The 26,303-nt window shown below is 73.0% G+C and carries 22 protein-coding genes; 9 read left to right on the forward strand and 13 right to left on the reverse strand.

What is annotated here, in order from left to right:
• Nucleotides 1-444: 444 nt before the first annotated feature.
• The 4 genes from ACIOC1_RS24290 to ACIOC1_RS24305 all read right to left on the reverse strand — a co-directional run bounded on the left by ACIOC1_RS24290 (nt 445) and on the right by ACIOC1_RS24305 (nt 4,146).
• Nucleotides 445-816, reverse strand: a complete 372-nt coding sequence (locus ACIOC1_RS24290; RefSeq protein ID WP_188283791.1) for a GntR family transcriptional regulator — start codon at nt 814-816, stop codon at nt 445-447.
• Entirely contained in the window at nt 813-1,943 is a 1,131-nt protein-coding gene (locus ACIOC1_RS24295; protein ID WP_401856332.1) for a methyltransferase domain-containing protein, read from the reverse strand. The genes ACIOC1_RS24290 and ACIOC1_RS24295 overlap by 4 nt, the downstream gene beginning before the upstream one ends.
• A 36-nt stretch (nt 1,944-1,979) precedes the next feature.
• Nucleotides 1,980-3,632, reverse strand: a complete 1,653-nt coding sequence (locus ACIOC1_RS24300) for a carboxyl transferase domain-containing protein (protein WP_401856333.1) — start codon at nt 3,630-3,632, stop codon at nt 1,980-1,982.
• Between the two features lie 67 nt (nt 3,633-3,699).
• Nucleotides 3,700-4,146, reverse strand: a complete 447-nt coding sequence (locus ACIOC1_RS24305; protein WP_401856334.1) for a MarR family winged helix-turn-helix transcriptional regulator — start codon at nt 4,144-4,146, stop codon at nt 3,700-3,702.
• 86 nt (nt 4,147-4,232) lie between these two features.
• On the opposite strand from ACIOC1_RS24305, the gene ACIOC1_RS24310 reads away from it, so the two are divergent.
• A complete protein-coding gene (locus ACIOC1_RS24310; protein ID WP_391048546.1) occupies nt 4,233-4,607 on the forward strand; it encodes a cupin domain-containing protein in 375 nt (124 codons plus the stop codon).
• Here the strand turns inward: ACIOC1_RS24310 and ACIOC1_RS24315 are convergent.
• Nucleotides 4,600-5,460 (reverse strand): alpha/beta fold hydrolase, encoded by an 861-nt coding sequence (locus tag ACIOC1_RS24315; RefSeq protein ID WP_355333432.1) that lies wholly within the window; start codon nt 5,458-5,460, stop codon nt 4,600-4,602. The genes ACIOC1_RS24310 and ACIOC1_RS24315 overlap by 8 nt on opposite strands.
• Nucleotides 5,461-5,895: 435 nt before the next feature.
• Between ACIOC1_RS24315 and ACIOC1_RS24320 the strand changes: the two genes are divergently transcribed.
• From ACIOC1_RS24320 to ACIOC1_RS24335, 4 genes are all read left to right on the forward strand, one after another.
• Nucleotides 5,896-6,594, forward strand: a complete 699-nt coding sequence (locus ACIOC1_RS24320; protein ID WP_401856335.1) for a hypothetical protein — start codon at nt 5,896-5,898, stop codon at nt 6,592-6,594.
• A gap of 6 nt (nt 6,595-6,600) precedes the next feature.
• Nucleotides 6,601-8,142, forward strand: coding sequence for a DNA polymerase Y family protein (locus tag ACIOC1_RS24325; protein WP_355333437.1), 1,542 nt, complete (start codon nt 6,601-6,603; stop codon nt 8,140-8,142).
• Nucleotides 8,135-11,425 (forward strand): error-prone DNA polymerase, encoded by a 3,291-nt coding sequence (locus ACIOC1_RS24330; protein WP_401856336.1) that lies wholly within the window; start codon nt 8,135-8,137, stop codon nt 11,423-11,425. The genes ACIOC1_RS24325 and ACIOC1_RS24330 overlap by 8 nt, the downstream gene beginning before the upstream one ends.
• A 90-nt stretch (nt 11,426-11,515) precedes the next feature.
• Entirely contained in the window at nt 11,516-12,079 is a 564-nt protein-coding gene (locus tag ACIOC1_RS24335; RefSeq protein WP_401856337.1) for a 2'-5' RNA ligase family protein, read from the forward strand.
• Here the strand turns inward: ACIOC1_RS24335 and ACIOC1_RS24340 are convergent.
• Nucleotides 11,963-13,354 carry an MFS transporter gene (locus ACIOC1_RS24340; RefSeq protein WP_401856338.1) on the reverse strand — a complete coding sequence of 464 codons (1,392 nt, stop codon included), beginning with the start codon at nt 13,352-13,354 and terminating at the stop codon, nt 11,963-11,965. The two genes, ACIOC1_RS24335 and ACIOC1_RS24340, sit on opposite strands and share 117 nt — an antisense overlap.
• Nucleotides 13,355-13,434: 80 nt before the next feature.
• On the opposite strand from ACIOC1_RS24340, the gene ACIOC1_RS24345 reads away from it, so the two are divergent.
• The 3 genes from ACIOC1_RS24345 to ACIOC1_RS24355 all read left to right on the forward strand — a co-directional run bounded on the left by ACIOC1_RS24345 (nt 13,435) and on the right by ACIOC1_RS24355 (nt 15,604).
• Nucleotides 13,435-14,130, forward strand: a complete 696-nt coding sequence (locus ACIOC1_RS24345; RefSeq protein ID WP_401856339.1) for an ArsR/SmtB family transcription factor — start codon at nt 13,435-13,437, stop codon at nt 14,128-14,130.
• A complete protein-coding gene (locus tag ACIOC1_RS24350) occupies nt 14,130-14,597 on the forward strand; it encodes a TIGR03618 family F420-dependent PPOX class oxidoreductase (RefSeq protein WP_391048563.1) in 468 nt (155 codons plus the stop codon). The genes ACIOC1_RS24345 and ACIOC1_RS24350 overlap by 1 nt, the downstream gene beginning before the upstream one ends.
• 83 nt (nt 14,598-14,680) lie before the next feature.
• The gene (locus ACIOC1_RS24355) at nt 14,681-15,604 is read left to right on the forward strand and encodes a transglutaminase family protein (protein WP_401856340.1); all 924 of its coding nucleotides are present in this window, start codon (nt 14,681-14,683) and stop codon (nt 15,602-15,604) included.
• A gap of 7 nt (nt 15,605-15,611) precedes the next feature.
• On the opposite strand, the gene ACIOC1_RS24360 is transcribed toward ACIOC1_RS24355, so the two are convergent.
• From ACIOC1_RS24360 to ACIOC1_RS24380, 5 genes are all read right to left on the reverse strand, one after another.
• A complete protein-coding gene (locus tag ACIOC1_RS24360; RefSeq protein WP_401856341.1) occupies nt 15,612-16,601 on the reverse strand; it encodes a helix-turn-helix transcriptional regulator in 990 nt (329 codons plus the stop codon).
• Between the two features lie 173 nt (nt 16,602-16,774).
• The gene (locus ACIOC1_RS24365) at nt 16,775-17,800 is read right to left on the reverse strand and encodes an alpha-lytic protease prodomain-containing protein (protein WP_391161321.1); all 1,026 of its coding nucleotides are present in this window, start codon (nt 17,798-17,800) and stop codon (nt 16,775-16,777) included.
• Between the two features lie 239 nt (nt 17,801-18,039).
• Complete coding sequence (locus ACIOC1_RS24370; protein WP_391048572.1) at nt 18,040-18,783, reverse strand: DUF1684 domain-containing protein; 744 nt, start codon at nt 18,781-18,783, stop codon at nt 18,040-18,042.
• 214 nt (nt 18,784-18,997) lie between these two features.
• Entirely contained in the window at nt 18,998-20,074 is a 1,077-nt protein-coding gene (locus tag ACIOC1_RS24375) for an FMNH2-dependent monooxygenase (RefSeq protein WP_391048574.1), read from the reverse strand.
• 588 nt (nt 20,075-20,662) lie between these two features.
• Entirely contained in the window at nt 20,663-21,904 is a 1,242-nt protein-coding gene (locus ACIOC1_RS24380) for a DUF5685 family protein (RefSeq protein ID WP_401856342.1), read from the reverse strand.
• Between the two features lie 457 nt (nt 21,905-22,361).
• Here ACIOC1_RS24380 and ACIOC1_RS24385 point away from each other — a divergent pair, with 457 nt between their 5' ends.
• Nucleotides 22,362-22,805, forward strand: coding sequence for a cell division protein SepF (locus ACIOC1_RS24385; RefSeq protein WP_188283772.1), 444 nt, complete (start codon nt 22,362-22,364; stop codon nt 22,803-22,805).
• 153 nt (nt 22,806-22,958) lie between these two features.
• Here ACIOC1_RS24385 and ACIOC1_RS24390 read toward each other — a convergent pair whose 3' ends face one another.
• Both ACIOC1_RS24390 and ACIOC1_RS24395 read right to left on the reverse strand, forming a co-directional pair.
• Nucleotides 22,959-24,158, reverse strand: a complete 1,200-nt coding sequence (locus tag ACIOC1_RS24390; protein ID WP_401856343.1) for an acyl-CoA dehydrogenase family protein — start codon at nt 24,156-24,158, stop codon at nt 22,959-22,961.
• A 164-nt stretch (nt 24,159-24,322) separates the two neighbouring features.
• Nucleotides 24,323-25,915, reverse strand: coding sequence for an MFS transporter (locus ACIOC1_RS24395; protein WP_391048579.1), 1,593 nt, complete (start codon nt 25,913-25,915; stop codon nt 24,323-24,325).
• Nucleotides 25,916-26,303 lie beyond the last annotated feature (388 nt).

Below are 26,303 nucleotides of genomic sequence, written 5' to 3' on the forward strand. Positions count from 1 at the left end.
CAAGGCCGATGAGGCGTCCGGGAACCGCGCCGCCCGCGGGTGAGAAGACGCACGAGGAGACGCGCGAGTGCCGGACGCCGCCTTGGAGACGTCCGCTGTTGTCATGACTCCGACGACACCGACGCCCTCGTGGCCCGAGTGGCGGAGGAACTCGCGGCATCGCCCGGCGAACGCTCCGAGCAGACGGTGTACGCGGCGGGCGGTCTCGCCGTGGCCGTCCGTACCGGCATCCCGGCGACCGATCCTCCACCACCCGCGGACCATCGCGATCACTCCCCCCGTCTCGCCGAAGCCGACTCGCCCATGGGCCGACTCCGTTACGCACTCCCGCCGATCCACTACGACGGCTCCCCCACCACCTGGTCACGCCCCGCCCGGCCCCCCGGCCGCCGACCTGCCACGCTGGCGCCCCTCCGAGAGCGAGAACCTCCGGGGTCCGGGGCTCTAGGTCTCGTCGACGGCGCGCAGCGCCTCGTCCACCGCGGCCCGCGCGGCGTCCCGGTCGAGCCCGAGGCGGCGCGTGCGTGCCACGTACTCCGCCGCCGCGGCGGCCACTTCCCGTGCGCGGGCGTCGGCTGCGGCGATATAGGTGCCGTGCCTGCCGCGGGTCTCGATCACCCCGTCGGCCTCCAGCGCGCGGTACGCCTTGGCGACCGTGTTGGCCGCAAGCCCCAACTGCTCGGCGAGTCCCCGTACGGTGGGCAGCTTGTAGCCGACCGGAAGGCGTCCCTCGCGGGCCTCTTCCGCGATCTGCCCGCGCAGTTGCTCGTACGGGGCGGTGGCCGCGTCCGCGTCTACGGTGATCTTCAGGCTCATATCCGGGATCCTGGCACAGCGGACGGCGGCAGCGGCACCGCTCGGCCGCTGCCGGCCGGGTCGTAGGCGATCGGGTCCCCGCTCTCGTGCAGGTGGAGCAGGAACGGCTGCCCGCCCCGGTAGGCGTCGATCCCCGCTCGGCAGTACGCGACCATGTCGTCGGGCAGGGCGTCCAGCGGGTACCAGCCCAGCTCGGAGCACTTGTCGGGCTCGCGGTTGACGGGCTCGCCGCCGCTGCCGTATTCGGCCGTGAAGAACCAGCCGATCCTGGCCGCGCCGTCCGGTGCGCGGTGCTGCATGACCAGGGCGACCGCCAGCTCCTCCGACGCCAACTCGATGCCGATCTCCTCGCGGGCCTCGCGGATCATGCCGCTTCTGACGTCCTCGCCGTCCTCCAGGTGTCCGGACGGCGCGTTCAGCAGACCGTCCGCGTAGCCGGTGCCCGAGCGGCGGGCGAGCAGCACCTCGTCGCCGCGGAGCAGCAGCAGATGGACGTCGACGATCTCCTTGTGCCGTTGGGGCGCGGGCGGCCGGAGCACCGCCGCGTACCGCTCGTCCTCGACCTCACGGCCCCACAACGCGGCGTCGTGCCCGAGCTGTTCGATCACCAGTCGGCCGCCGAGCGGTGCGGTCAGCTCGACGAGTTCCGCGGCCCCGATGCCGACCGGGCTGATCGCGCCCCAGCGTCCTTCGACCAGTACGAGTCTGCCCCCCGGCCGCAACAACCCCACCCAGTGCCGCAGTACGGCCGCCGGATCCGGCAGGGTCCACAGCACGTGCCGGACGAGGACGACATCGAATCCGGCGGGGCCGACCGGCGGCCGGGCGGCGTCGCCGACCAGCACCCGCGCCCCCGTACCCGCCAGCTTCTCCTCGGCCCGCGCGACCATCTTTGTCGATGAGTCGACAGCGGTGATCCGGTGTCCCGCCTCGGCCGCGAGCAACGCGAGGCTTCCCGTGCCGCAGCCGAGGTCGAGCACGTCGGACGGCGTCCCGGGCAGCCACGAGCGCAGCCGTATGGCCCAGGCGTCCCTGACTCTCGGGTCGCGCAGGCCGTGGTCGGGCTCGTCGTCGAAGCGGTCGGCTTCGCCGTCCCAGAAGTCGCGGTTGTCCGTCTCGGTGCTCATGGGAAAAGCCTGCCACCCACCACTGACAATGGCCCCTCAGACCCCGCCCAGCCTGCGATAACGCGCTCTGCGGGCGGCAGTTCGCCGCTCGGGGTCCATCGCGCGGAGGTCCGCGAGACGCGCGCCGAGGACGTGGGCGAGACGAGTGAGGAAGGCGTCCGGGTCGTCGGCGGCGTCCGGGTCCTCCGGGACGACGGCGTCCGCGATGCCGTGGGCGAGCAGCGCGGCCGAGCCGATGCCCTGCTGTTCGGCGAGTTCGACGGCGCGGTCCGTCGTGCGGTGGAGGATCGCGGAGGCGCCTTCGGGCGGGAGCGGGGACAGCCAGGCGTGCCGGGCGACGAGCACCTGATCGGCGGGCAGCAGAGCGAGCGCGCCGCCGCCCGCCCCTTGGCCGAGGAGCAGGCACAGCGTGGGCGCGGGGAGCGTGACGAGGTCGGCGAGGCTGCGGGCGATCTCGGCGGCGAGACCGCCTTCCTCCGCCTCGCGGGAGAGCGCGGCGCCCGCCGTGTCGACAACGGTGAGGAGGGGCAGGCCGAGTTCGGCGGCGATCCGCATCCCGCGCCGTGCCTCGCGCAGCCCGGCGGGTCCCAGCGGCGCGGGTCCGGCTTCCGCGGGGCGGCGGTCGTGGCCGAGCACCACGCACGGCGAGGGTCCGAAGCGGGCGAGTGCCAGCAGCAGTCCGGGGTCGCGCTCTCCCGCGCCGGTGCCGCTCAGCGGTGTCACATCGGTGGCACGGGCCAACAGGTCGTGCAGTCCGGGGCGTTCGGGTCGGCGGCTGCGGCGCAGCGAGTCGGCGGTGTCGGCGGTGTCGGCGGTGTCGGCGGGAAGTGACGCGCTCGTGGGAAGCGACGCGTCCACGGGTAGCGGCGTGTCCTCTCCTTGTCCTCTCTCTTCCTGCCCTGCGGGCGCGGGCGGAGATAGGAGTGCGGGCGTGGACACGGACGGAGACGCGGTCAGGGGCCGGGGCGTGGTCAGGGGCCGGTGCGAGAGCGGGCCCTGCTCGCCGCAGAGCACGTCGAGCGCCGTGGCCGCCGCCGCGGCGAGCGCGCCCGCGGGCAGCACCGCGTCGATCAGACCGTGGGCGAGCAGATTCTCGGAGGTCTGCACTCCGGCGGGGAACTCCTCGCCGTAGAGCGCCAGGTGCACCCGTGGTCCCAGGAAGCCGATGAGCGCGCCGGGTTCCGCCGAGGTGACATGGCCGAGCGATCCCCAGGACGCGAGCACCCCGCCGGTCGTGGGGTGCCGCAGGTGGACCAGGTAAGGGAGTCCGGCGGCTTTGTGGTCGGCGATGGCGGCGGTGACCTTGACCATCTGGAGGAAGGCGATGGTCCCTTCCTGCATGCGGGTGCCGCCGGAGGCGGGCGTGGCCAGCAGCGGGAGCCGTTCGCGGGTGGCGCGTTCGACCGCCGTGACCAGCCGGGTGCCCGCGGCGACTCCGATGGACCCGCCGAGGAAGCCAAACTCCCCTGCCATCAGCGCCACTCGGCGCCCCCGGATCCGCCCCTCCCCCGTCACCACCGACTCGTCCAGGCCGGTACGCGCGCGGGCGGTGAGCAGATCCGCCCGGTAGTCGCCCGCTTCGGGCAGGTCGGCCTCGGCCACCGGTTCGTCCCAGCGGCGCCAGGTGCCGGGGTCGAGGACGGTCCCGATGATCCGGAGGGCGGTGGGCCGGCGGTCTGGGTCGCTCATGGTGCCACCCTGCCACGGCCGGTGCGGCCGGGCCGCGTTCTCCTCCGGCGGTCGGCCGCGTGCCGCGCTACCAGCTCGGACGGATGGGGCCGGTGGGCGCGAGGCGGACGAGTTCGTCGCGCAGCGCGAGCAGCCGATCCTCGCCGAGGAGTTCGATCCAGGGCTGGACGGCTTCCGCGGCGGACTCCTCGGCGGCGCGGGTGCACCGCCACCCCTGCGGGGTGAGCACGACCAGCCGGGCCCGCGCGTCGTCGGGGTGCGGGCGGCGTTCGACGTACCCCTTGCGCTCCAGCTCGTCCACGATCTGACTGGCCGCCTGGCGGGTGACGCCGAGGTGTTCGGCGATCTCGGTGACGGTCGCGCCGGACGGGGCCAGCCGGGAGAAGACAAAGCCGTGCGTGGGGCGCAGGTCGGTGTAGCCGAGGGCCACGACGCCGTTGTGGATGTCCTCGACGAGCGAGCCGGTGGCGGCGAGGAGCGCCGCGCTCAGGCTCATGGCATCGGAATTCTTCACAGGAACACCTTGACACAGTGCGCAAGCTGCTTGAACATATAGGCAAGGAACTTACGCAAGCTACTTGCCTAACACCGGAGGTTGTCATGCCTTTCATCACCGCGGCCGACGCCGTCGCACATGAGATCCACGGGGTGCGCTTCGTGTCCTACGCGGCGCCCGCACTCGGCAGCGAGGAACTGTGCGCCTGGCGCAGCGAGGTCCCGGCCGGGACGTCGGGACCTCCGCACACCATCACTCGCGAGGAGGTGTTCCTGGTCCTGTCCGGGTCGGTGGAGCTGTCCGTCGACGGGGAGACGCGCTCCCTGACACCGGGAGATGCCGCCATCGCACGGCCCGGCTCCTCCATAGGTCTGTCCAACCGCACGGAGGAGCCGGCCACCTTGTGGGTCACCACGAGCATCGGCCTGCAAGCCACGCTGGCCGACGGCTCGCGCATATCACCGCCATGGGCTAACTGAACGCCGACAGACAGGTGGTCGGGGTCGCGTGCGCCGGATCGAGCGCGTTCGCCGCCTCGTGGAAGGCGATGCGGTCGGTCAGGCCGATGGCCACATGCTCGGACACGTCGACCGGGCACAGGTTCTGGAGCACGACGTTGTGCACGTCGGGCCCGGACAGCGCCTGGGTCGTATACGGCGTGACGACCTCGTCGTAGATGGTCGAGATCACCGTGTAGTGCACGCCGGGCACGGTGTCGCCGCCCGCGTTCAGGTGCTGCTGGAAGGGCGATCCGGCCACCTGGTCGGCGAGTCCGGGGGTGATCCCGTGGAGCGCGTCGGCCGCGCCGGGGAAGTACGGAAGCAGCTTGGTGAGTCCGTCGAGCGTGGTCCCGTGGTTGTCGGGGGCCAGTGCGACCAGGGCGTTCACCTTCGCCGCGCCGCCGAGGAAGCGCAGGTAGTAACGCGGCATCATGCCGCCCTGCGAGTGCCCGACGATGTCGACCTTGGAGGTGCCGGAAGCGGCGAGCACCCGGTCGGTGAAGTCGGAGAGCTGCTGCGCGGAGTCCGCGATCGGACCGAGGCCGCCGATCAACGGCACGCCGGGCAGCATCCCGTAGTCGAACGAGTAGACGCAGTAGCCGCGCTGCACCAGGTAGGGGGCGAAGGCGAGCCAGTTGTCGGTGCCGTTGCCGAAGGTGCCGTGGACCAGGACAACAGGACGGGGGTGTTGGGCCGAGGGGCGGCAGGAGAAGTTGTTCCACCCGCTTGACGGTGCCGAGTTGGCAGATGCGGAGGCGGTGGCAGCGGGCGCCACAACCATCGCGGCAGCCAGCGAAAGCGCGGCCAAGAGCCGTCGCCAGGGCAGCCTCATGTGATCTCCTCGCAGTTCGGGAAAATGGACACACGCAGGCCCTGTGATCCGGATCACGAGGTTGCTGAACACCCGTTAAATTACGCGCGAGTAAGTACGGGCGGCTAGTTACGCGTGAGTAAAAAGTCGGCGCGTCGTTATCCGCCGGTCACAAAACCCACGACCCTCCACGGCATCGCGGCGGAAGTGACGGCCTCCACCGGCGTCCGCGAGTACGGCAGGCGGCGGGCGGACGTCGGCCACCGGAGTGACGACGGCCGAGCGGGCCGAGAACGGCGTCGCGACCACTCCCGCCGGGGCGGCCAAGGGCGGGCCGAGCGGCCGCGGTCGAGCGGATGCAGAGGACATGCGTATCGACCGTACGACACCCCTCACGTGCAGTGATGGGGGTGTGCCGACTTGCCTTGTTCGAACGCGCGTGCGAATGTCGGGGGCATGGGTGCAGTGCTGGCGGCAGACGGTCGAGCGGGACACGGGACGGTCGCCGGACCGGGGTCCGTGTGGGGTCCGCTGCTGCCCGAAGGGCGGCTGCGGGCGGGCACGGTGACCGCTGTCGGCGGGGACAAGGGGCTGCTGCTGGCGTTGGCGGCGCAGGCGGTGGGACGGCGTCCCGGGGCCGGCTGGGCCGTGGTGGGGCTGCCGTCCTTGGGGGCGCTGGCCGCGCGGGACGCGGGGCTGGACGCCGGGGCGGGCCTGTGGGTGGACGCGCCGGGGGGCCGGTGGGCTCAGGTGGTGTCGTTGCTGGTGTCGACGGTGCCGGTGATCCTGCTCGGCGCGCCGGGGTCGGCGCCGGGGCGAGTGGTGCGACGGGTGGCAGGACAGGTACGGGCCCACGGCGCCGTGTTGCTCGTGGCCGGTCCGTGGGACGGCGCCGATCTGCGGCTGCGGGTGACCGAGGCGCGGTGGGACGGGCTCGGTGCGGGCCACGGTGTGCTGCGTCATCGCCGCGTGGTGGTGGAGGTGTCCGGGCGCGGCGCCGCGGGCGGTGCCCCGCGCCGGGCGGAGCTGTTGCTGCCCGGCCCGACCGGGATGGCGATGCCCGTGGCGGGGCCGGAACCGGTCTCTCCGCCCGCGGATCAGGTGCGGGCCGGGGCCGCGCCGGGCCGGGGCCGGGCGCTGCGCGTGGTGGGGTGAGCGGGCGTGCGAGTGCTGGTGTCGTGGGTCCCGGACTGGCCGCTGATCACCACGGGGCTGCCGGACGGCGAGCCGGTGGCGGTCGTGTCGGGGGACGGACGGGTGGTGGCGTGTTCGGCCGCGGCGCGGGCGGCCGGGGTACGCCGGGGGATGCGGGTGCGGCAGGCGCAGTCCCGCTGCCCCGGGCTGCGGGTCGTCGAACGGGATCAGGCGGCCGAGACGCGCGGGTTCGAACCGGTGGTACGCCGGTTGGAGGCGGAGGTGATGCCGCGGCTGGAGGTGATCCGTCCGGGCATGGTGGCCGCCCCGGCCCGCGGTCCCGCGCGGTACTGGGGCGGCGAGGCGGAGCTGGCCGCGCGGGTCGCCGCGGCGCTCTCCCGGCTCGGCCACCCCGTGCAGAGCGGGGCCGCGGATACGACGTTCGCCGCGGCGCTGGCGGCCCGCGCCCGGTCCGGGGTCCTGGTTCCGGCCGGGGAGACGGCCGGTTTACTCGCCCCCTATCCGGTGGGCGTGCTCGGTCGGCCGCGGCTGGCCGAACTGCTGGTCAGGCTCGGGATCGGCACGCTGGGCGGTTTCGCGGCGCTGCCCTCGGACCAGGTGTCGGCCCGCTTCGGCGCCGACGGGGCGGCGGCGCACCGCACCGCGTCCGGGCGTGAGCCGCGGCTTCTGAACGCCTCGGGCGCGGAGCCCGACCACGCGGTGCGGTGGGGCTTCGACCCTGCCGAGGAACGCACCGAGCCGTTGGCGTTCGCGGGGAAGGCACTGGCCGAACGGTTGCAGGAGCGGCTGACGTCGGCGGGCGTCGTCGGAGCACGAGTGGAGGTGGAGGTGGGCCTGGCCGACGGCCGCAAGTTGCGGCGGGCGTGGCGGCACGAGGGACGGCTGTCGTCGTTGGCGGTCGCGGAGCGGGTGCGCTGGCAGGTGCAGGCGTGGACCGATGCCGGGGATCTCGCCCCGGCCGCCGACGGGGCCGGGGGCGCGGTCGGAGTGGTGGAGCTGGTGCTGCGGCCCCGGCAGCTCAGCGCGGCCACCGGCCGTCAGACGGTGCTGTTCGGCGGGGGCGCCACGCTGGACGATCTGGAGCGTGCGGCCGGTCAGGTGCAGGCGCTGCTCGGGCACCGGGCGGTCACGCGGGTGGAGTTGACCGGGGGCCGCGGCCCGGCCGACCGGGTCCGCAAGGTCCCGGTCGGCGACATCGCCACGCCCCCGGCCGGTGGCGGGCCGTGGCCCGGCAGGCTGCCCGCCCCGCACCCGGCCACGGTGTACCAGCCGCTGCTGCCCGCCCGGTTGCTGGACGGCGCCGGGCAGGTGGTGGGCGTCTCGGGACGGCTGGCGGTCTCCGCGCCTCCGGTCCGGCTGACCGTGGACGGGCTCCCCGGCGTGCTGGAAGTGACCGCGTGGAGTGCGCCGTGGCCCGCGCTGGAACAGTGGTGGGACCGTGACCGTGCGCGGCGGATCGCCCGGATGCAGATCACCACCGCCGCGGGCGGGGCATGGCTGTTGCAGATCTCCGCGGGCCGGTGGTGGGCCGAGGCCCACTATGGCTGACCGCCGCACCGGTCGTCTGCTGCGCCTGCCCGCCGCCGCTCCGCGCACGGCGCGCCCAGCGGATCCGGCGCACGCGGCGGACCCGGCGGACCCGGCACACACCGAATACCGGGAAGAGCGGAGCCGGTTGCCGTGGGCGGAGCTGCATGTGCACAGCTCGCTGTCGTTCCTCCAGGGGGCCAGTGATCCGGGGGCGCTGGTCACGGAGGCCGTGCGGCTGGGCATCGAGGTGCTGGCGCTCACCGACCGGGACGGGCTGTACGGGGCCCGGCGGGTTGCCGAGGCCGCCCGCGGTACCGGGCTGCGGACCGTGTTCGGCGCCGAACTCACCCTCACCACTCACGGGCTCGGGCACCCCGTCGTCCTCGCCCGGAACCTCGACGGGTTCCACCGCCTGTCCGCGGCGATCACCGCGGCCCAGCTCGCCGGGTCCAAAGGCCGTCCGGTGTACGACCTCGACGTGCTCGCCCGAGCCGCCGCCGGCGGCGACTGGGCGGTCCTGACCGGCTGCCCGCCCGCCGACGCGGGCGAGGACGGTACGGAGATCGGACAGCTCGCCTTCCACCTCGACCGGCTCGGCGAGGTGTTCGGCAGCGGCAGCGTGCACGCGGAACTCATCGACTGGAATCTTCCCGTCGACAGCGTGCGCGCCGACGCCCTGGTGGTGGCCGCTCACCGCACCGGCACCCCCGTGGTCGCCACCAACGCCGTCCACTACGCCGCGCCCGCGCAGGCCCGGCTCGCCCAGGCCCTCACCGCACTGCGACGGATCGAGACCCTCGACCAGGCCACCGGGCATCTGATGGCCGCGCCGACCGCGCACCTGCGGACCGGAGCGGAGATGGAGGAGCGGCTGGCCCGCTACCCCGGAGCGTACGAATCGACCATCGCCCTGGGCCAGTCGTGCGTCCTCGACCTCGCCGAGCTGCGGCCCGAACTGCCGCGCTTCCCCGTACCGCCCGGCCACGACGACAGCTCCTGGCTGCGGCGACTGGCCGAGCGGGGCTGCGCCGCCCGCTACGGGGCCCGTGACGATCCGGCGGCGGCGACCGCGTGGCGGCAGCTCGACCACGAACTGGGGGTGATCGGCGATCTGGGCATGGCCGGGTACTTCCTGATCGTCCACGACATCGTGCGCTTCTCGCAGGAGCAGGGCATCTGGTGTCAGGGCCGGGGCAGCGCCGCCAGCAGCGTGGTCTGCTACGTCCTGGGCATCACGGCGGTGGACGCGCTCAAGCACGGGTTGCTCTTCGAACGGTTCCTGTCGATGGAGAAGTCGGGGCCGCCGGACATCGACATCGACTTCGAGAACCACCGCCGCGAAGAGGTCATCCAGTACGTCTACACCCGCTACGGCCGTGACCACGCCGCGCAGGTCGCCAACCTCATCAGCTACCAGCCGAAGCTGGCGGTCAGGGACGCGGCCCGAGTGCTCGGTTACCCGGCCGCCGCCGTCAACGCCATGACCCGGTCCCTGCACCACCGGCCCGGCCGCCCCCACACCCCCGACGGCGCGAGCAGCGACACAAACACGGCCACGAGCACGGCCACAAACACGAGCACGGGCACGACAGCCGATCCGGACATCCCCGCCGACGTCACCGAGCTGGCCGCTCAGCTCAAAGGTCTGCCACGGCACCTGGGGGTGCACTCCGGCGGCATGGTGCTGACCGCGCAGCCGATCGGCGAGGTCATGCCGGTCGAATGGGCCACCATGCCCGGCCGGTCCGTCCTCCAGGGCGACAAGGACGACGTCGCCGCCGCCCATCTGGTCAAGATCGATCTGCTGGGTCTCGGCATGCTCGCGGCTCTGCACACCGCCTGTGACCTGATCGCCGGACACCACGGCGTACACCTCGACATGGCGACGATCCCGCAGGACGACCCGCGGGTGTACGCGATGATCGCCCGCGCCGACACCATAGGGGTCTACCAGGCCGAGAGCCGCGCCCAGATCAGCACCCTGCCGCAGCTGAAACCGGCCTGCTTCGAGGACCTCACCGTCGCCGCCTCGATCATCCGCCCCGGGCCGATCCAGGCCGGGAGCAAGCACCCGTATCTGCGGCGCAGGGCGGGCGAGGAACCCGTCACCTACCCCCACCCGCTGGCCGAAGCGGCGCTGAAGAAGTCCCTGGGGGTGGTGTTGTGGCAGGAGCAGGCGATCCGGCTCGCCACCGACTGCGCCGGGTTCACCCCCGGCGAGGCCGACCGGCTCCGCAAGGACCTCGCCGCCAAACACGCCACCGAGAAGGTCGCCCAGCTGCGCGACCGGCTGCTGACCGGCATGGCGCGGCGCGGGATCGGCCCGGACGCCGCGGAGCGGATCATCACCATGATCTCGTCGCTGAGCAGTTACGGCTTCCCCGAGTCCCACGCGCAGTCCATGGCGGGCATCATCTACGCGTCCGCCTGGATCAAGCACTACTACCCCGCGGCCCTGATCGCCGGGATCATGGCCCACCTGCCGATGGGCTTCTACGACTCCCAGACCCTCATCCAGGACGCCCGCCACCACGGCATCGCCGTCCGGGGCGTCGACATCAACGCCTCCGGCGCGCACGCCACCCTCGAACCCGACTCCGCGCGCCCCGACGGACACCCGGCGATCCGCCGCGGGCTCACCAGCGTCCGCGGACTGTCGCAGGACGCCGCCACGACCCTCCTCACGGCCCGCGCCGAGCGGCCGTTCCTGGACCTGGACGATGTCGCCCGACGCGGCGGCCTGGGCGCCCGGCTCCTGGAACAGCTCGCCACCGCCGGCGCCTTCGCGTCCCTGGGCACCGGCCGCCGCACCGCGATCTGGCGCTCCGGCGCCCACACCGCGCACCAGCAGCCGGTCCTGCCCGGCTTCGACGCCCTGCCCGACGCCCCCGAACTCCCCGCCATGACCGCGGGCGAGACCACCCTGGCCGACCTCACCGCCACCGGCGCCACCGCGGGACCGCACCCCGTCCACCACCTGCGCCCCTACCTCGACCACCTCGGCGCACAGCCCACCAAGGCCATCCGCACCTGGCCCGCACAGCGCCGCATCCGCGTCGGCGGCATCGTCAAATACCTCCAACGCCCCCCGACCGCCAACGGCATGGCCTTCGCCGTCGTCGAGGACGAGACAGCCATGGCCAACCTCGTCATCACCCCACCGGTCTGGGCCCTCATCCGCCGCACCATCCTCGACGCCCCCGCCGTCCTGCTCGACGGCCACATCGAACGCGAACACGACGTCACCAACCTCGTCGTCCACACCGCCCGCCCCCTCGGCGAGGGCGAGCCGAAGGCGTAGGACCGCGACGGGTGTTGGGGGACGGTGGGTGTCGGGTGACGGTGGGTGTCGGGTGGCGGTGCGAGGGGCGGGCGGGGGACGATGCCAGGTATGGGTCAGAAGGGAACGTCGGGGCGCGCGGCGGGTACGACCGCGTTGGTGGCTGTGGTGCCGGAGGCGGAGAAGGTGGTGGGCGCGGCGCGGGAGCGGTACGACCCGGCCGCGGCGGAGGGGGTGCCCGCGCACCTCACGGTGCTGTATCCGTTCCTTCCGGCCGAGCGGATCGACGCGGGGGTGCGGGCTGCGCTGGGTGAACTCTTCGCGGGCCACGCGCCGTTCGAGGTGCGCTTCCCCCGCTTCGGGCGGTTCCCGGATCTGTTGTGGCTGGCGCCGGAGCCCGAAGCACCCGTGCGGGCGCTGACCGCGGCGGTGGCGGCCCGGTGGCCGGAAGCCCCGCCGTACGGAGGCGCGTTCGGTGATCCGGCCCCCCATCTGACTGTCGCGCAGGGGCAGTCGGACGAGGTGTACGCCGCGGTGGAGGCGGAGTGCGTCCCGGCGCTAGCGCTGCTGCGGACGCGGATCGCGGAGGTCCGGCTGGTGGTCTTCGACGGCGTCCGCTGGACGCAGGACGCCGTGTTCCCCCTGGGCGGAGCCCCCCTCGGCGGGGCTCGCTGAAACAGAGCCTGCCGGAACGGCGTCCGCCGGAACGCACTGCGCTGAACCGGCGTCCGCCAAACCCGCGGCCCTCACCGAACCCGCGTCCGCCGAACCCGCGCTCCCGCCACGCAGCAGCAGAAGCCACGCGGCCATCAGCCCGAGGACGCCGACGGCGGCGAGTTGGAGCCGGAAGTCGACCAGGGCGACCAGCCCCGCGCCGAGGGCGGCGGCCAGCGCCGTGGGGCCGAAGATCACCGTGCTCGCGGTGGCCGCGACCCGGCCGACCAGTTCGGGAGCGGTGCGCTGCTGGACGGCGGTGAAGGCCGCGACGATGACCCAGGGCAGCCCGACCCCGATGGCGAGGGTCGCGACGAGCACGACGGGCAGTGAGGGGACGGCGCGCAGGGCGGCGCCGGTGGTGAAGAGCAGCAGGCCGACGGCGGCGAAGACCCGTTCCGGCAGGCGGCGCATGACCGCGCCCGCGACCACTCCGGCGACGATCGACCCGGCGCCCTGCACCACGTAGAGCACCGCCACGAAGGCGGGCGGACGGTGCAGCCCGGCCTCGGTCATCTCGTAGATCGCGGAGCTGCTGAGCCCGGACAGCACCATCGCGACCGCTCCGACGGTCACCAGCGGGCGCAGCAGGGGGTGGTCGCGCAGGCAGCGGATGCCCTCCGCGGTCTGCTCGCGCCAGCCCTCGGCCGGTGGGACCGGCGGGAGTTCACGGGTGCGCAGCATCGCGAAGGCCGCCGCCGCGAGGACGAAGGTGACGGCGTCGAGGACGGCGACGGCCCCGCCGCCGTAGCGCAGGAAGAGGCCCGCGCCGACGAGCGGGGCGAGCAGCTTCATGGCCTCGTTGACGGTCATCCGCAGGCCGTTGAAGTCGCCGCGCAGGTCGACGGGGACGGCGGCGGTGACGAGACCGGCCTCGGCGGCGTCCGACAGCACGGAGGCGGCGCCGACCACCGCGAGGACCACGAACAGCAGCCATGCCTCGCGGCCGGACCGTACCGCGAGAAGGACCGGGAGCAGGACGGCCAGGGCCGCGTTGGTCCAGATCAGCAGCGAGCGGCGGCGCACCCGGTCGGCGAGGGTGCCGAGCACGGGTCCGGCCAGGGCGGGCGCCCACACGCAGAAGGTCACGGCCGCCGCGAGGCTGCTGGAGCCGGTCAGCGTCTTCACCCAGATACCGGCGACGAGCAGCATCGCCGAGTCGCCGAAACCGGAGACCAGGACACCGCCCAGATACGTCGCCGCGTCACGGTCCCCCAGGACCTTGCGCACCGTCATGACTCCCAACATATTGCTTGGGAGTCAGCGGCGGCAACCGCCTGCCCGCTTCCCGCGGCCGTGGACGGTCTAATGGGCACATGACGGCGACCGATCCCCTCCTCAGAGCACTCGCCCACCCGGTGCGGCTGCGCATCGTGTCCCTGGTCTGGAACGCGCCGCTGTCCGCCGCGGAACTCGCCCGCGAACTGGGCGTCTCGCACGCCCTGGCCAGTCAGCATCTGCGCAGGCTGGACGCGGTCGGCCTGGTGGAACTCGCCGAGGTGCGCGCCAACCGCGGCGGCAGGGAACGCCGTTACCGCGCGGTGCACGGCTCCCCGCTCTCCGATCAGCGGGACGAGGGGGCGCTGCTGATCGCCGAGGCGCTGGCCCACAATCTGCGCGACCGGGCGGGCCGCCGCGCGCCGGGCGCCGCGGGGGTGACCTCGGACGCGGAGCTATGGGTGGCGCCCGAGGTCTGGGACACCTTCCGTGTCCGACTGGCCGCGCTCTTCGACGAGCTGCACGACGCGGCGCGAGCGCCGCATTCGCCGGGCACGGTCGGAATCGGCGCGACGGTGATGGCGTTTCCCCTCACTGAACCCGACGCCGGACCGGGACCCGCACAGCCCGACCACAAGCACGAGCCAGCCCGCGTGCACGACCACGACGAGCACCAGCACCAGCACCAGCACCAGCACCAGCACCAGCACCAGCACGACCACGCACTCGTGCCCGAGGCCGCACCGGCCACCGGCCACCACCCCGAAGCCCCACGATCAGAACCGGAGCGATGATGAGCCGTCAGGAAACCTCCGCCCACCCGCTGTTCGACCTCCTCCAGCGGCAGCTCAACGGCGTCCTCGTCACGCTGAAGCGGGACGGCCGGCCGCAGTTGTCCAACGTGACCTTCCACTACGACGACTCGACCCGCACCATCCGCGTCTCGGCGACCGACGACCGCGCGAAGACCCGTAATCTGCGCCGCGACCCGCGGGCCAGCTTCTACGTCTCCACGCCCGACCTCGGCGCGTACCTGGTCGCCGAGGGCGACGCCGAACTCACCCCGGTGGCCGCCGATCCGCACGACGCGACCGTGGAGGAGCTGGTCGACCTGTACCGCGCGCTCCGGGGCGAGCACCCGGACTGGGACGAGTACCGCGCCGCGATGGTCGCCGACCACCGCCTGGTGATCAAGCTGCGTGCCGACCGCGCCTATGGCTGGGGCCGCGAAGAGGGCGCCACCAGCGGCCCGTTGGCCTGAGGCCCGGCGCCACGACACCGATTGATACGGCCAGCCGGCCGAACAGGTTGAATTCCGGCGGGAATTCCCGGCAGAGTTCCCTCATGGACGAAAATGAGTTCGATTTCTACCGGACGCAGAGCGTGGCCAGCGACCCGGGCGGCACGGACGTCTTCGCCGGGCTGCCCGCCGACCCGGGGGTCCTCGCCGAGACGGTGCGCAGTCTGCTCGTCCACCGGGAGGAGACGCACCTGTTCGGGTACGAGCTGCCGCGCGACCGCAAGGACGCCGAGGCGGAGACCCGTTACGCGGCGGACATCCTCGCGGTGGCGCGCGGCCTGTGCGACGCGCCACTCGACCGCCCGCGCCGCCCGGAGGAGCGATTCGCCGGTACCTGCCGGGACTTCGCGCTGCTGCTGTGCTCCGCGCTGCGCGAGAAGGGCGTCCCCGCCAGGGTCCGCGGCGGCTACGCCACGTACTTCACACCGGGTTTCCACGACGACCACTGGATCACCGAGTACTGGGACGCGGACCGCGCGAGCTGGCGGCTGGTCGACGCGCAGATGGCCGCGCCCGAGCTGATCAGCGCGCACGGCATCGACTTCGACCCGTTCGACGTGCCGCGCGACCGGTTCGTGGTGGCGGGCCGGGCGTGGCAGGACTGCCGGTCGGGCACGGCGGACCCGCGGACGTACGGGGTCGAACTCCTCGGTCTGCAAGGGTGGTGGTTCGTGCAGCACAATCTGCTGCTCGACCTGGCGATGCTCAACAGCACCGAACTGCTGGTGTGGGACGGCTGGGGGCTGGCCGACCCGCCGATGGACCAGCCGTTCGACGCGCTCGGCGCCGACGACGTGGCGCTGCTCGACGCGGTCGCCGAACTCAGCGCCGCGGGCGGCCCCTTCACCGGAATCCGCCGTCTCCCGCGCGAGCACGAGGCGCTGCGGGTGCCGCCGGTGGTCAGCTCGCACACCACCTACCTGGGCGAACGGACTGTGACGCTCCGTCAAGCGGTCGCTTTCGACTGAGCCTTGCTCACCCCGGCCCCGAGGACGCCTCCGTCCCGTCGGCCACGCCGCGGTCCGCCGCCCGCGTCAGCCGTCCCGCCACCACCCGCAGATACTCGGCGAGTTCGGGCGGCTCCCGCACTTCGAAGTCCACCCCGAGCATGCCGACGAACATCGCCAGCGCGTCCAACGACTCGAAGCCGGTGGTCAGTTCGCAGGTGTCGGCGTCGATCGGGTCGACCGCTCCGAAACCCGCCCAGATCTGCCGGACGGTCGAGGCGGGCGCGTGCAGCACCACGCGCGCCTGGAAGCGGTACGCGTGCGAGGTGACGCCCTTGGCCACGTACTCCGCCGCTTCCTCGGGCAGTTCGCGGGGCGTGAAGCGCGGGCCGGTGGGCGGCTTGGGCTCCATCCGGTCGACGCGGAAGGTCCGCCAGTCCGCGCGGTCGACGTCGTAGGCGAGCAGGTACCAGCGCCATCCGTGGTGGACGAGCCGGTACGGTTCCACGGCCCGGCGGCTGGCCTTGCCCGCGTAGTCGCGGTAGTCGAAGCGCAGCAGCTCCCGGTCCCGGCACGCGGTGCCGATCACGGTCAGCACCTCCTGGCCGACCGTCGGACCGGCGGCGCGCGGCCGTACGGTGACCGCCTGCATCGCCTGGACGCGGTGCCGCAGCCGGGACGGCAGCACCTGCTCCAGCTTGGTCAGCGCGCGTACCGACGTCTCCTGGATCCCCTCGACGCTGCTGCCCGCCCCGGTGCGCAGGCAGAGCGCGACCGCCACCGCCTCCTCGTCGTCGAGCAGCAGCGGCGGCAGCGCGGCGCCCGCGCCCAGCCGGTAGCCGCCCGCGGTGCCGGGCGCCGCGTGCACGGGATAGCCGAGCGCCCGCAGCCGCTCGACGTCACGGCGGACCGTGCGCGCGGTGACGTCCAGCCGTTCGGCGAGGTCGGGCCCTGTCCAGTCGCGGCGTGACTGGAGCAGCGAGAGCAGGCGCAACAGCCGCGCCGAGGTTTCCAGCATGCCGTCCAGTCTGTACGAACCGGCGCCCCCACCGCGCGGGGTGCGGTGGGGGCGTCGGACGGTGGAGCTGTTGAGCGGGTGAAGTGCCTTTGCCCGCAAGGCTTCCGCCCGCTCGGCCGATTCACGCCGACTCGCGCGGGCCTCGCTTACTCGCGCGGGTTTCGGCGGACGGCTCAGTAGACGCTGACCCCGTACGCGCTCAGCGCCTCCGTGACGGGCTGGAAGTACGTGGTCCCGCCGGAGGAGCAGTTGCCGCTGCCGCCGGAGGTCAGGCCGATGGCCTTGGTGCCGTCGTAGAGGGAGCCGCCGCTGTCGCCGGGCTCGGCGCAGACGTTGGTCTTGATCAGACCGTAGACGATCTCGCCGTTGCCGTAGTTGACGGTGGCGTTGAGGGCCTGGACGGTGCCGCTGTGGATGCCGGTGGTCGAGCCGCGACGCGTGACGGACTCGCCGACGTAGGCGTTGGCGGCGCTGGTGATGTCCTGGCTGCCGACGGTGCCGTCATGGGCGACCGTCGAGTCGTAGCGGACGATGCCGTAGTCGTTGGTCGGGAAGCTGGTGCCCGTCGTCGGGCCGATGTAGGTGCCGGAGGTGGTGTAGTACGCGGGCTTGCCCTCGGTGCAGTGACCCGCGGTCAGGAAGTAGTACGTGCTGCCGCTGCGGACGTTGAAGCCCACCGAGCAGCGCCACTGGGTGGTCTGCACCGCGTCGCCGCCGGAGAGCAGCGTGTTGAAGGTGCCCTCGACCCGGTTGATGCGCACGGCGTCGCCGAAGCCGGCCGTGGACTTCTTGAGCTGGTCGAGCTGGGAGGCGGTGACCCGGCTGTCGATGCTGACTTCCAGGGTGTTGCTGCGCGGGTCGACGGACCAGGCGGTGCCCGCGACGTCGGCCGCCTTGGTCGCGTCGCCCGCCTTGGCGAGCTGCGCGGCGCTGTGGCTGACCAGGCGCGGGGTGGCGCCCGCGGCGCGGACGCTGTCGGCCGCGGCCTGGGTGGTGACGTTGACGACGGTGGTCTTGCTCGCCGCGTCGTAGTAGGTGCCCGCGGTGCTGTTCGCGCCGAGGTGGGTCGCGAGGGTGGCGGCCGCGTCGGGCGTGGCCTTGGGGGTGGGGGTGGCGCTCGCCGACGGGAGTGCGATGGCGGTGGCGGCGATCAGGCCGGAGGTGACGGCCAGAAGCTGTATGCGCCGGGTGGTCTTCACTCGTTTCCTCCTGTGGGGGTGGGAGGTTGCGGGGGGATTTGTCGGTGTACCGTCAGACTCGATCCGATATTCGAACGCCTCATACGCCTGACAAGCACTCACAGGAGTATTCAGATCCCACAGGCAACACACAAGGGGGCCTTTCGGCCGGGTAGTTCGGCCGAATGTCCGTACGGCGCCTGACACAGCGCTGCCCCGGCGGTCCAAAAACCGCCGGGGCAACCGGATGTGACGCCGTCTCAGTTGGTGAGAACTGCCCGCTCCCCCGCTTCCAGCGCGAAGGCCAGGGTGTTGCCCGGCGGCGGGAACGGGCAGATGAAGGCGTCCGCGAAAGCACACGGCGGCAGCGTCGTACGGTTCAGGTCCAGCGTCAGCGAACCGTCGGCGTCCGGCGCGGGCGCGTGCAGGAAACGGAACCGGAAGGTGCTGGTTCCGCTGGTCGCGTCCGCGATGACGCCCCACAGCCTGCCGTCGTCCTCGACCGTCACGGCGAGCGTGTGCTCGGTCCCGTCCACCGTGAACGCCAGCTCGCCGCCGAGGCCGAGACCGCGCTCACGGCCGTCCGCGTTCGGTACCCGGACGGTGCGGTCGGCCTCGAACGGGCGGAAGACCGCGGGCAGCACCCAGCGCTCGTCGGGGTCGAAGGCCGCGATCCCGGCGAAGGCCAGACGGGCGGGCGACCGCGGGTCCCAGACCCGTACGGCGAGCAGGCCCTCGCGGACGATCGCCAGCAGTTTCCTGCCGTCCGGCAGGAACACCGGCTCGCCCTCGGCCTCCAGCACGGTCGACACGCCGTCCGCCTCGTGCACCACCGCCCCGCCGTCCTGCCGCCACCGGCCCGGCAGTCCGGGGATCGTCCCGTCCCCGGCCACGTCGTCGAGCCAGTACGTACCGATCAGGGCCAGCGGACCGTACGGCGCCGCGACGGTCTCGGCCCGCCGCTCGTGCCACCGCTTCCAAGCAAGAACCGTTTCTGCGCTCATGCCGACCAAGCCTTCCATACGGGCCGCGCGAGGCGGATGCGCTCGCACGGCGGTGACCTGCGGGGAGTGTGCCGTGAGGGGGTACGGGGAGTGTCGCGGGAGAGGGCGCGCGGAGTCTCGGGACAGGACGTGCGAAGCCTCGGAAGGAGGCGCGCGGAGCCTCGGGAGGCGGCGCGCGGCGACGCACCGCCGTCCGACCGGTGAGACGGGCGGTTCACCGGAGGTCCGGTAACGGGCGGTGCAGGCCCAGGTGTTCGCGCAGTGTCGCGCCCGGGTGGAAGGAGCGGAACAGACCCCGGTGCTGGAGCAGCGCGGTGGTCCCGTTCACGAAGCGCTCCAGATCGCGTCGGGGCTCCACCGGCCGGACGCGGAAGCCGTCGACCGCGCCCGCCTGCTGCCACGCGGCGATCAGCTCGGCCAGGTCGACGGGGCCGCCGCAGAACAGCACGCCGCCCGCGCCGTCCGGCACCAGGGTGATCTCGGCGCCCGGCTCCGGGCCGATCTCGCCGCCGCCGAGGTCGACGGAGAGTTCGGCGAGTACCAGCAGCCGGTCCGGGTCCCGCCCCGCTCCGACCGCCAGCCGCCGCAGTTCGTCCCGTACCAGCCCGGCGGTCTCGGGACCCGCGGCGCGGACGAAGGCGAGGTCGGCGTACCGGGCCGCGACGGCGCGGGCGGCGGGTTCGGTCGCGTCCACCGCCGTGACCGGCCGCCCCTGCCGCACCCGCGGGCCGGGCGCGCCGCCGTCCCACTCCCGCGCGACCGCCTCGGCGACGGCCGCCGTCTCCCGCCACATCGCCTCGGCTCTCGCTTTCGGCGTGAGCGCGGATCTCGGACCGGATCTCAGGTCGGCCGTCCCCCCGGCCTTCCCCCCGGCCGTCCCCCCGGCCCTCGACTCGGACCTCCGACCGGACGCCGGACCGGACGCCGACTCAGGCACCGGCTCTGGCACCGCCCGGGGTGTCCAGCCGGCCCGGCCCCGGCTGGCCGAATCCAGGGCGCCGACCGCCGCCGCGACACCACGCGGCCCGGCGCGGGTGACGGGCACCGCGGGGACGAGCCCGATCCGGCCGGTCTCGGCGGCCACCGCGGTGAGTACGGCGAGCGGATCGGCGTCGGCCGCGCCGTCCAGGGTGACGAAGTCCAGCGCGCCGCCCTCCGCGAGCCGGGCCAATTCCCCGTACGAGGCCACCTCGTAGCGGTCGGGGACGTCGATCGCGGCGGCGAGATGCAGCGAGCGCGTACGGCGCCGGACGGCGGGTGCGGGCGGCGCGGCGGCAGCGGCGGCGGTCACGGAGGCACCCCGGGACGCGGAGGCCGGGGAAGAAGAGGAAGAAGGCGAGGGAGAAGAAGGGGAGAAGGCAGCAGGCATGCGAAGGCTCCGTGGACACGCGGAAGGGGCACGGGAGTCGTCTTCACACAGGCCGCCGCGTCCCTCAACGCGGCTGGGCCCGTCAAGGGCCTTGACACGAGGCTATGCCGACGCCGTCACCCGCTGTCAAGCATGTCCAGGTGCTGGACCACGCGTCTCAGCGTGGTTGACGGATGCCCTGATGGGCTGCTGCACTGTGGGCATGCGTAGCTGTCGGCTCGTCACTCGCGGCCACATCGACTTCGGTCGGGTGTGGTCGGCGTCGTGTTGTTGTAGCTGACCTTTCTCCGACGGATCGTCCCGTCCTCACACACGCGCGCACGCAGCCCCGCCGTTTGGCCGCCCTCCCTCGGGCGCTCCCCTCGCAGGTCACCCCCGCAGGCCGTCCCGCCCACCGGGCTCCCGCTACGGGCCCGACCTCATTCGTAGAGCTCATTCGTACAGCTCACCCGAACACCTCACCCGAACAGTTCACCCGTACAGCTCATCCGCACGCCCCGCCGTACAGCCTCAGCAGTCGCACCCGCAGTCGCAGCAGTCACAGCAATCGCAACAATCACCGCAGTCCGAGCAGCCGTCGCAGTCGCAGTCGCAGTTGCTGCACCAGGAGTCGCGGCGCTGCCCGCTCCACGGGTCGTCGTGCTCGCGGCAGCACAGCTCACAGGTGCAGCACATCCCGGCGTAGACCAGGCAGCCCATGATCAGTCCGCGCCTGCGCGGCGGCTCGGGCGGCGGGAAGCCGCCGGGAAAACCGGGGCCGCCGGGCGCGTTCGGCCGCTGGCCCGGACCGTGCGGAGTGCCGCCGGGCGCGCCCGGCGCGTAGGGGTTGCCCGGCGGGGGCGAGGCGGCGGACGGCGCCGCGCCCTGGTGCGCGCAACCGCCGGTGCCGAAGGCCCTGTCCACCGACCGTCCCAATTCGTGGACGAGCAGGACATGGGTGAGCTTGCCCGAGGCGGACCCGGCGAAGTCGGTGTCGCGGAGCGCGAGCCGTATGCCGTGCAGCGCGTCGTCGCACAGCCGCCGCGCCTCGGCGAGGTCGGTGCCGGTCGCGGTGAGCGGGTTCCAGGCGCCGGAGCAGGTGTCCTCGGCCAGGTCCTCGACCGCGTCCAGGAGGTGGGCGAGCCGTCCGAAGAGCCGTCCGGCCTCCGCCAGCGGTTCCCGGTTGGCGGGCCGCCCGGCGAGTACGGCGGTGTGCGCGAAGGCCGCGGCGGTCGCCGTCTCGGTGGGCTCGGTGACGGTCAGCAGCGAGGTGCCGAGTCCGGCCGCCGCCTCGATCCCGCCCTGCCGCCCGACCGCGTCGAGCAGCACCGCGGTGTCGAAGCCCAGGCTGTCACCGGTACGCGCCCCGGCCCGGTCCCAGCGGCGGGCGACCGTACGGGCCGCCGCGGCGACCGGCCGCCGGGCGAACGCCCCGTCGGCGTCCTCCACATGGTCACGCATCTTCGCCGAGGCGAGCACCAGCGAGACGGCCGCGGCCAGCCGCGCGCCCTCCCCCATGGCGACCGGCGCCGTCCGCATCCCGCGCAGCGGGCACGGCCCGGCCTTGCGGCGCAGGCTGTCGGCGTCACCGGACACGGCCGTCTGCGCCTCGACGAGCACCGACACGACGAGTCCGTCGTAGTTGGTGGCGATTCTCGCGAACTGGCCGTGCCCGTCCCGCAACGCGAGACACAGGCCGCACAAGTGGGCCGTCCAGGAGGCCGCGAGCCCCTCGGACATGCGGTGCCGACACGGCCTGATGATCCCGAACATCGCGTGCTCCCCCGTTGAACTCGCCCGCCCGCAGGGCCGACCCCTGCGACCGGCGGACATATTATCCGCAGCCGGGGGCAGGGGTCAGTCGCCGGCGGCAGCCGTACGGGCCCGTCCGGGCCCACGGTCGGCCGCTCACACGACGCGCGGATCGCGTACGACGGTTCGGGGCCGGCCGGTCGGCGCCGGATACGAGCGGACTTACGACGACACGTACGGCCGTGCCTACGAGCGCGCGTACGGCCGGACGGCCCCGCGTGTCACCCGGAAGTGGGGAGCGCTCCCAACGAAGTGTCAGGGGCCATATCCCTGGGCCTGCCTGACGATCCGCCACTATCGTGTGCACCAGTACCGTCACAAGACGCCTGACTGGCGGCAATCCGCTTGGCACATCATCCACATCATGGACGACCATAGGACTGCGGACGGTACTGACCGTGTGAGAGAGGAGGCGTCCATGGGATCGGTTCGACGGGCGAGTGCTTGGCTGGGCCTCGTTGACGACAACGGCGGCGAGGGTTACTACGACGAGGAGTACGCCGACTACGGCGAGGGCTCCGAGCGGGCTGACACGTGGGTGACCGACCCGCGGGTGCGGGTGGCCACCGAGACCGCCGAAGAGCAGGGCCGCAGGATCGCCACCGTGACCCCGGACGGTTTCCGGGACGCGCGCGGCATCGGGGAGCTGTTCCGCGAGGGCGTCCCGGTCATCGTCAACCTCACCGGCATGGAGCCGAGCGACGCCAAGCGCGTCGTCGACTTCGCCGCCGGTCTCACGTTCGGGCTGCGCGGCTCCATCGAGCGCGTCGCCACCAGGGTCTTCCTGCTGACTCCCGCCGACTACATGGTCATGAACGCCGACGCCAAGCGCGGCGGCGACGGCTTCTTCAACCAGAACTGACACTCTGGTTCGACCAGAACCGACACTCTGGCCGCCGCTCCCTCACCCGCCCGCCGGTCCCGCCCCTGCCGGGGGCCGGGGGTTGTCTCCCCGGGGACAGCCCCCGATCAGGACCGGGCAGGGCGCTCACCGGGCGGGTACGGCCGCACCGCGTCATCCGCGGAAGGCGTCGAGTCCGGTGAGCGCCTTGCCCAGGACGAGCTGGTGCATCTCGACCGTGCCCTCATAGGTGAGCACGGACTCCAGGTTGGTGGCGTGCCGCATCACCGGGTACTCCAGTGAGATCCCGTTGGCGCCCAGGATCGTCCGGGCGGTGCGGCAGATCTCGATCGCCTCGCGGACGTTGTTGAGCTTGCCGAAGCTCACCTGTTCCGGCCGCAGCCGTCCGGCGTCCATCCGCTGTCCCAGGTGGTGGGCGAGCAGGATGCCCTTGTGCAGTTCGACCGCCATGTCGGCGAGTTTGGCCTGGGTGAGCTGGAAGCCGCCGATCGGCCTGCCGAACTGCTCGCGCGTCGTCGCGTACGACAGCGCGGCCTCGAAGCTGCTGCGCGCGGCACCCATCGCGCCCCAGACGATTCCGTAGCGCGCGTGGCTGAGGCAGCTCAGCGGTCCGCGCAGGCCGGTGACCTCGGGGAGTACGGCGTCGGCGGGCAACCGGACGTCGTCCATGACGAGTTCGCTGGTGACCGAGGCGCGCAGGCTCCACTTGTGGTGGATCTCCGGCGCGGAGAAGCCGGGGGTGTCGGTGGGGACGACGAAGCCGCGGATGCCGCCGGGCGCGTCCGTCGTCTGGGCCCAGACGACGGCGACACCGGCCACCGAGCCGTTGGTGATCCACATCTTGCGGCCGCTGAGCACCCAGTCGGAGCCGTCCCGCCTGGCGTGGGTGGTCATGGCGGCCGGGTCGGAGCCGTGGTCGGGTTCGGTGAGGCCGAAGCAGCCGATCACCTCGCCCGCGGCCATCGACGGGAGCCAGCGCCGCTTCTGTTCCTCGGAGCCGTAGCGGTGGACGGCGTACATCGCGAGCGAGCCCTGGACCGAGACCAGCGACCGGATGCCGGAGTCGGCGGCCTCCAGTTCCAGACAGGCCAGGCCGTACTGGACGGCGCTCGCGCCCGCGCAGCCGTAGCCGGTCAGCGGCATGCCGAGGGCGCCGATCGCGCCCAGCTCACGGGCGAGTTCCCTGATGACGGGCAGTTCGCCGCGCTCGTACCAGTCGGCGACATGCGGCAGCACGCGGTCGGCGGCCCATTTCCGTACGGTGTCGCGGACCGCGCGGTCCTCGGGCGTCAGCAGGTCGTCGAGGCCCAGCGGGTCGTACGGGTCGAAGGGCGGGGTTGCGGCTCCGGGCATGACGGGGGACCTCCGGCACAGAAGGACACGGAAACTAGCGGCGGTAACCTACGGCTCGGCGCCGACGTTACGTTTCAGTCTGCCGCGCGTCCAGACCGCTCGGCCCGCCGCGCGCCGGGACCTTCGCGCACCCCGTGGCCCGGCCGCCGGGGGCCGGACGCGGCTCACTCCCCCGGCGCGCCGGACCGTACGGCCGCCGCGGGCTCCTGGCGGGCCGGGAGCACCAGATCGCAGGTGGCCTGCCCCTTGTCCGCGCCGCATTCCATGACGCGCGGCAGCCGCAGCGCGGCCAGCGCCCCGGTGAGCAGCAGCCCCGCACTCACCAGCAGGGTCATGTGCAGCCCGGTGACGAAGGAGTGCCGGGCCGCGTGCCGCAGCGCCGCGCCCGAGCCGCCGCCGAGCCGGTCGGCGACGTCGTACGCCTCACCGAGCGAGTGGCCCGCGGCGGTGCTGTCGGCGGCGCTCACTCCCGGGGTGCGGGCGACGCCCGGCGCATAGGCGGCGTTCATCACACTGCCGAGCAGCGCGATGCCCATCCCGGCGCCCAGTTGGTACGAGGTCTCGCCGATCGCCGCCGCGCCGCCCGCCTGGTGCGCGGGGGATTCGCTGAGCATGGACTCGTAGGCCCCGAAGAGGGTGGCCTCCAGGCCGAAGCCGAGCAGGACGAAGGCGGTGGTGAGCAGGACCGGCCGGTCGCTCTGGCCCATGGCGGTCAGCGCGAGTACGGCGACGGCGGTGAGCACGAAGCCGCCGCAGACCATGCGGCGTGGACCGAAGCCGCGCAGCATGCGGGAGCCGGTGAGTCCCGCGGCCATGGCGGCGAAGGTGAGCGGCAGCAGGCGCAGTCCGGTCTGGAGCGGGCTGAGGCCGAGAACCAGTTGCAGGTACTGCACCGCGATCAGTTCCAGGCCGACCAGGGCGAGCATGGCGAGCACGATGCAGCCGACCGAGGTGGAGAAGGCGGGCTGGGAGAACATCCGGACGTCGATCAGCGGGTGCTCGCGGCGGCGCTGGCGGCGTATGAACCAGACCAGCAGGCCCACTCCGGCCAGCAGCGGGACGAAGGCGGCGGCGTCCAGCGGGCTCGCGCCGCCGCCGAGCCGCTTCATGCCGAGGACCACGCCGAGGACGCCGAGGGCGGCGGTGACCGCGCCGAGCACGTCCCACGGGCCGTCGGTGCTGCCCCGGGACTCCGGCAGGAGTATCCGGCCGAGCGGCAGCATCACGGCCATCAGCGGGATGTTGATCAGGAAGACCGAGCCCCACCAGAAGTGCTCGACGAGGAAGCCGCCGAGCACCGGGCCGACGGCGGCGCCCACCGCGGCGACCGCGCTCCACACGCCGATCGCCGTCGCGCGCTCGCGGCGGTCGGGGAAGACCTGTCGAAGTATCGACAAAGTGGCAGGCATGATCATCGCGCCGCCGGCGCCGAGCAGCGCGCGGGCGGCGATCAGTACGTGGGGTGTCGGCGCGAAGGCGGCGAGCGCGGAGGCCACGCCGAAGAGGGCGTAGCCGATCAGCAGGACCTTGCGGCGGCCGATGCGGTCGCCGAGTGTCCCGAAAAGGATCAGCAGAGAGGCGGCGATCAGCGGATAGGCGTCCACGATCCACAGCAGGTCCTGGGCGCCGGGCCGCAGATCCTCGGTGAGGGCGGGGACGGCCACGTGCAGCACCGTCGCGTCGAGAGCGACGATCAGCAGGCTGACGCAGAGGACGAACAGAATGGTCCACCTGCTGACCGGCCTCGTCATACGCATACCTCCACGAACGAGTGAGTCGTCAGCGTACGCGAGACCACTCGCTGGTCACGGGCTCACAACACCCGGTCACCGCCCCCGCGGGACCCCCTCGGACACCCGTCGCGCGCCCCGGCGCCGCCCGTGCGCGGCCCCGTTCGATCACGTCGGCCCGGGTATGGACGGGGAAACTGCGGAGAAAGGTGAGGGAAATAAGCAATAAATAAGAAGGCCGCACCTTGCCGACCCTGTGAGTATCAACACCCGAACATAAACTCCAGCCACTCCCGCATTCCGCCCGAATCACCGGCCGCCAAAGGGCTCCCTGAGACGCACTCCACATCACATCGTCATTACAAAGCAGCTCGTACGGCCGAACTATGCCGTCACACGCTGTAACGTCGATTGA

The sequence above is a fragment of the Streptomyces sp. NPDC088197 genome (assembly GCF_044741185.1).
Classification (GTDB): domain Bacteria; phylum Actinomycetota; class Actinomycetes; order Streptomycetales; family Streptomycetaceae; genus Actinacidiphila.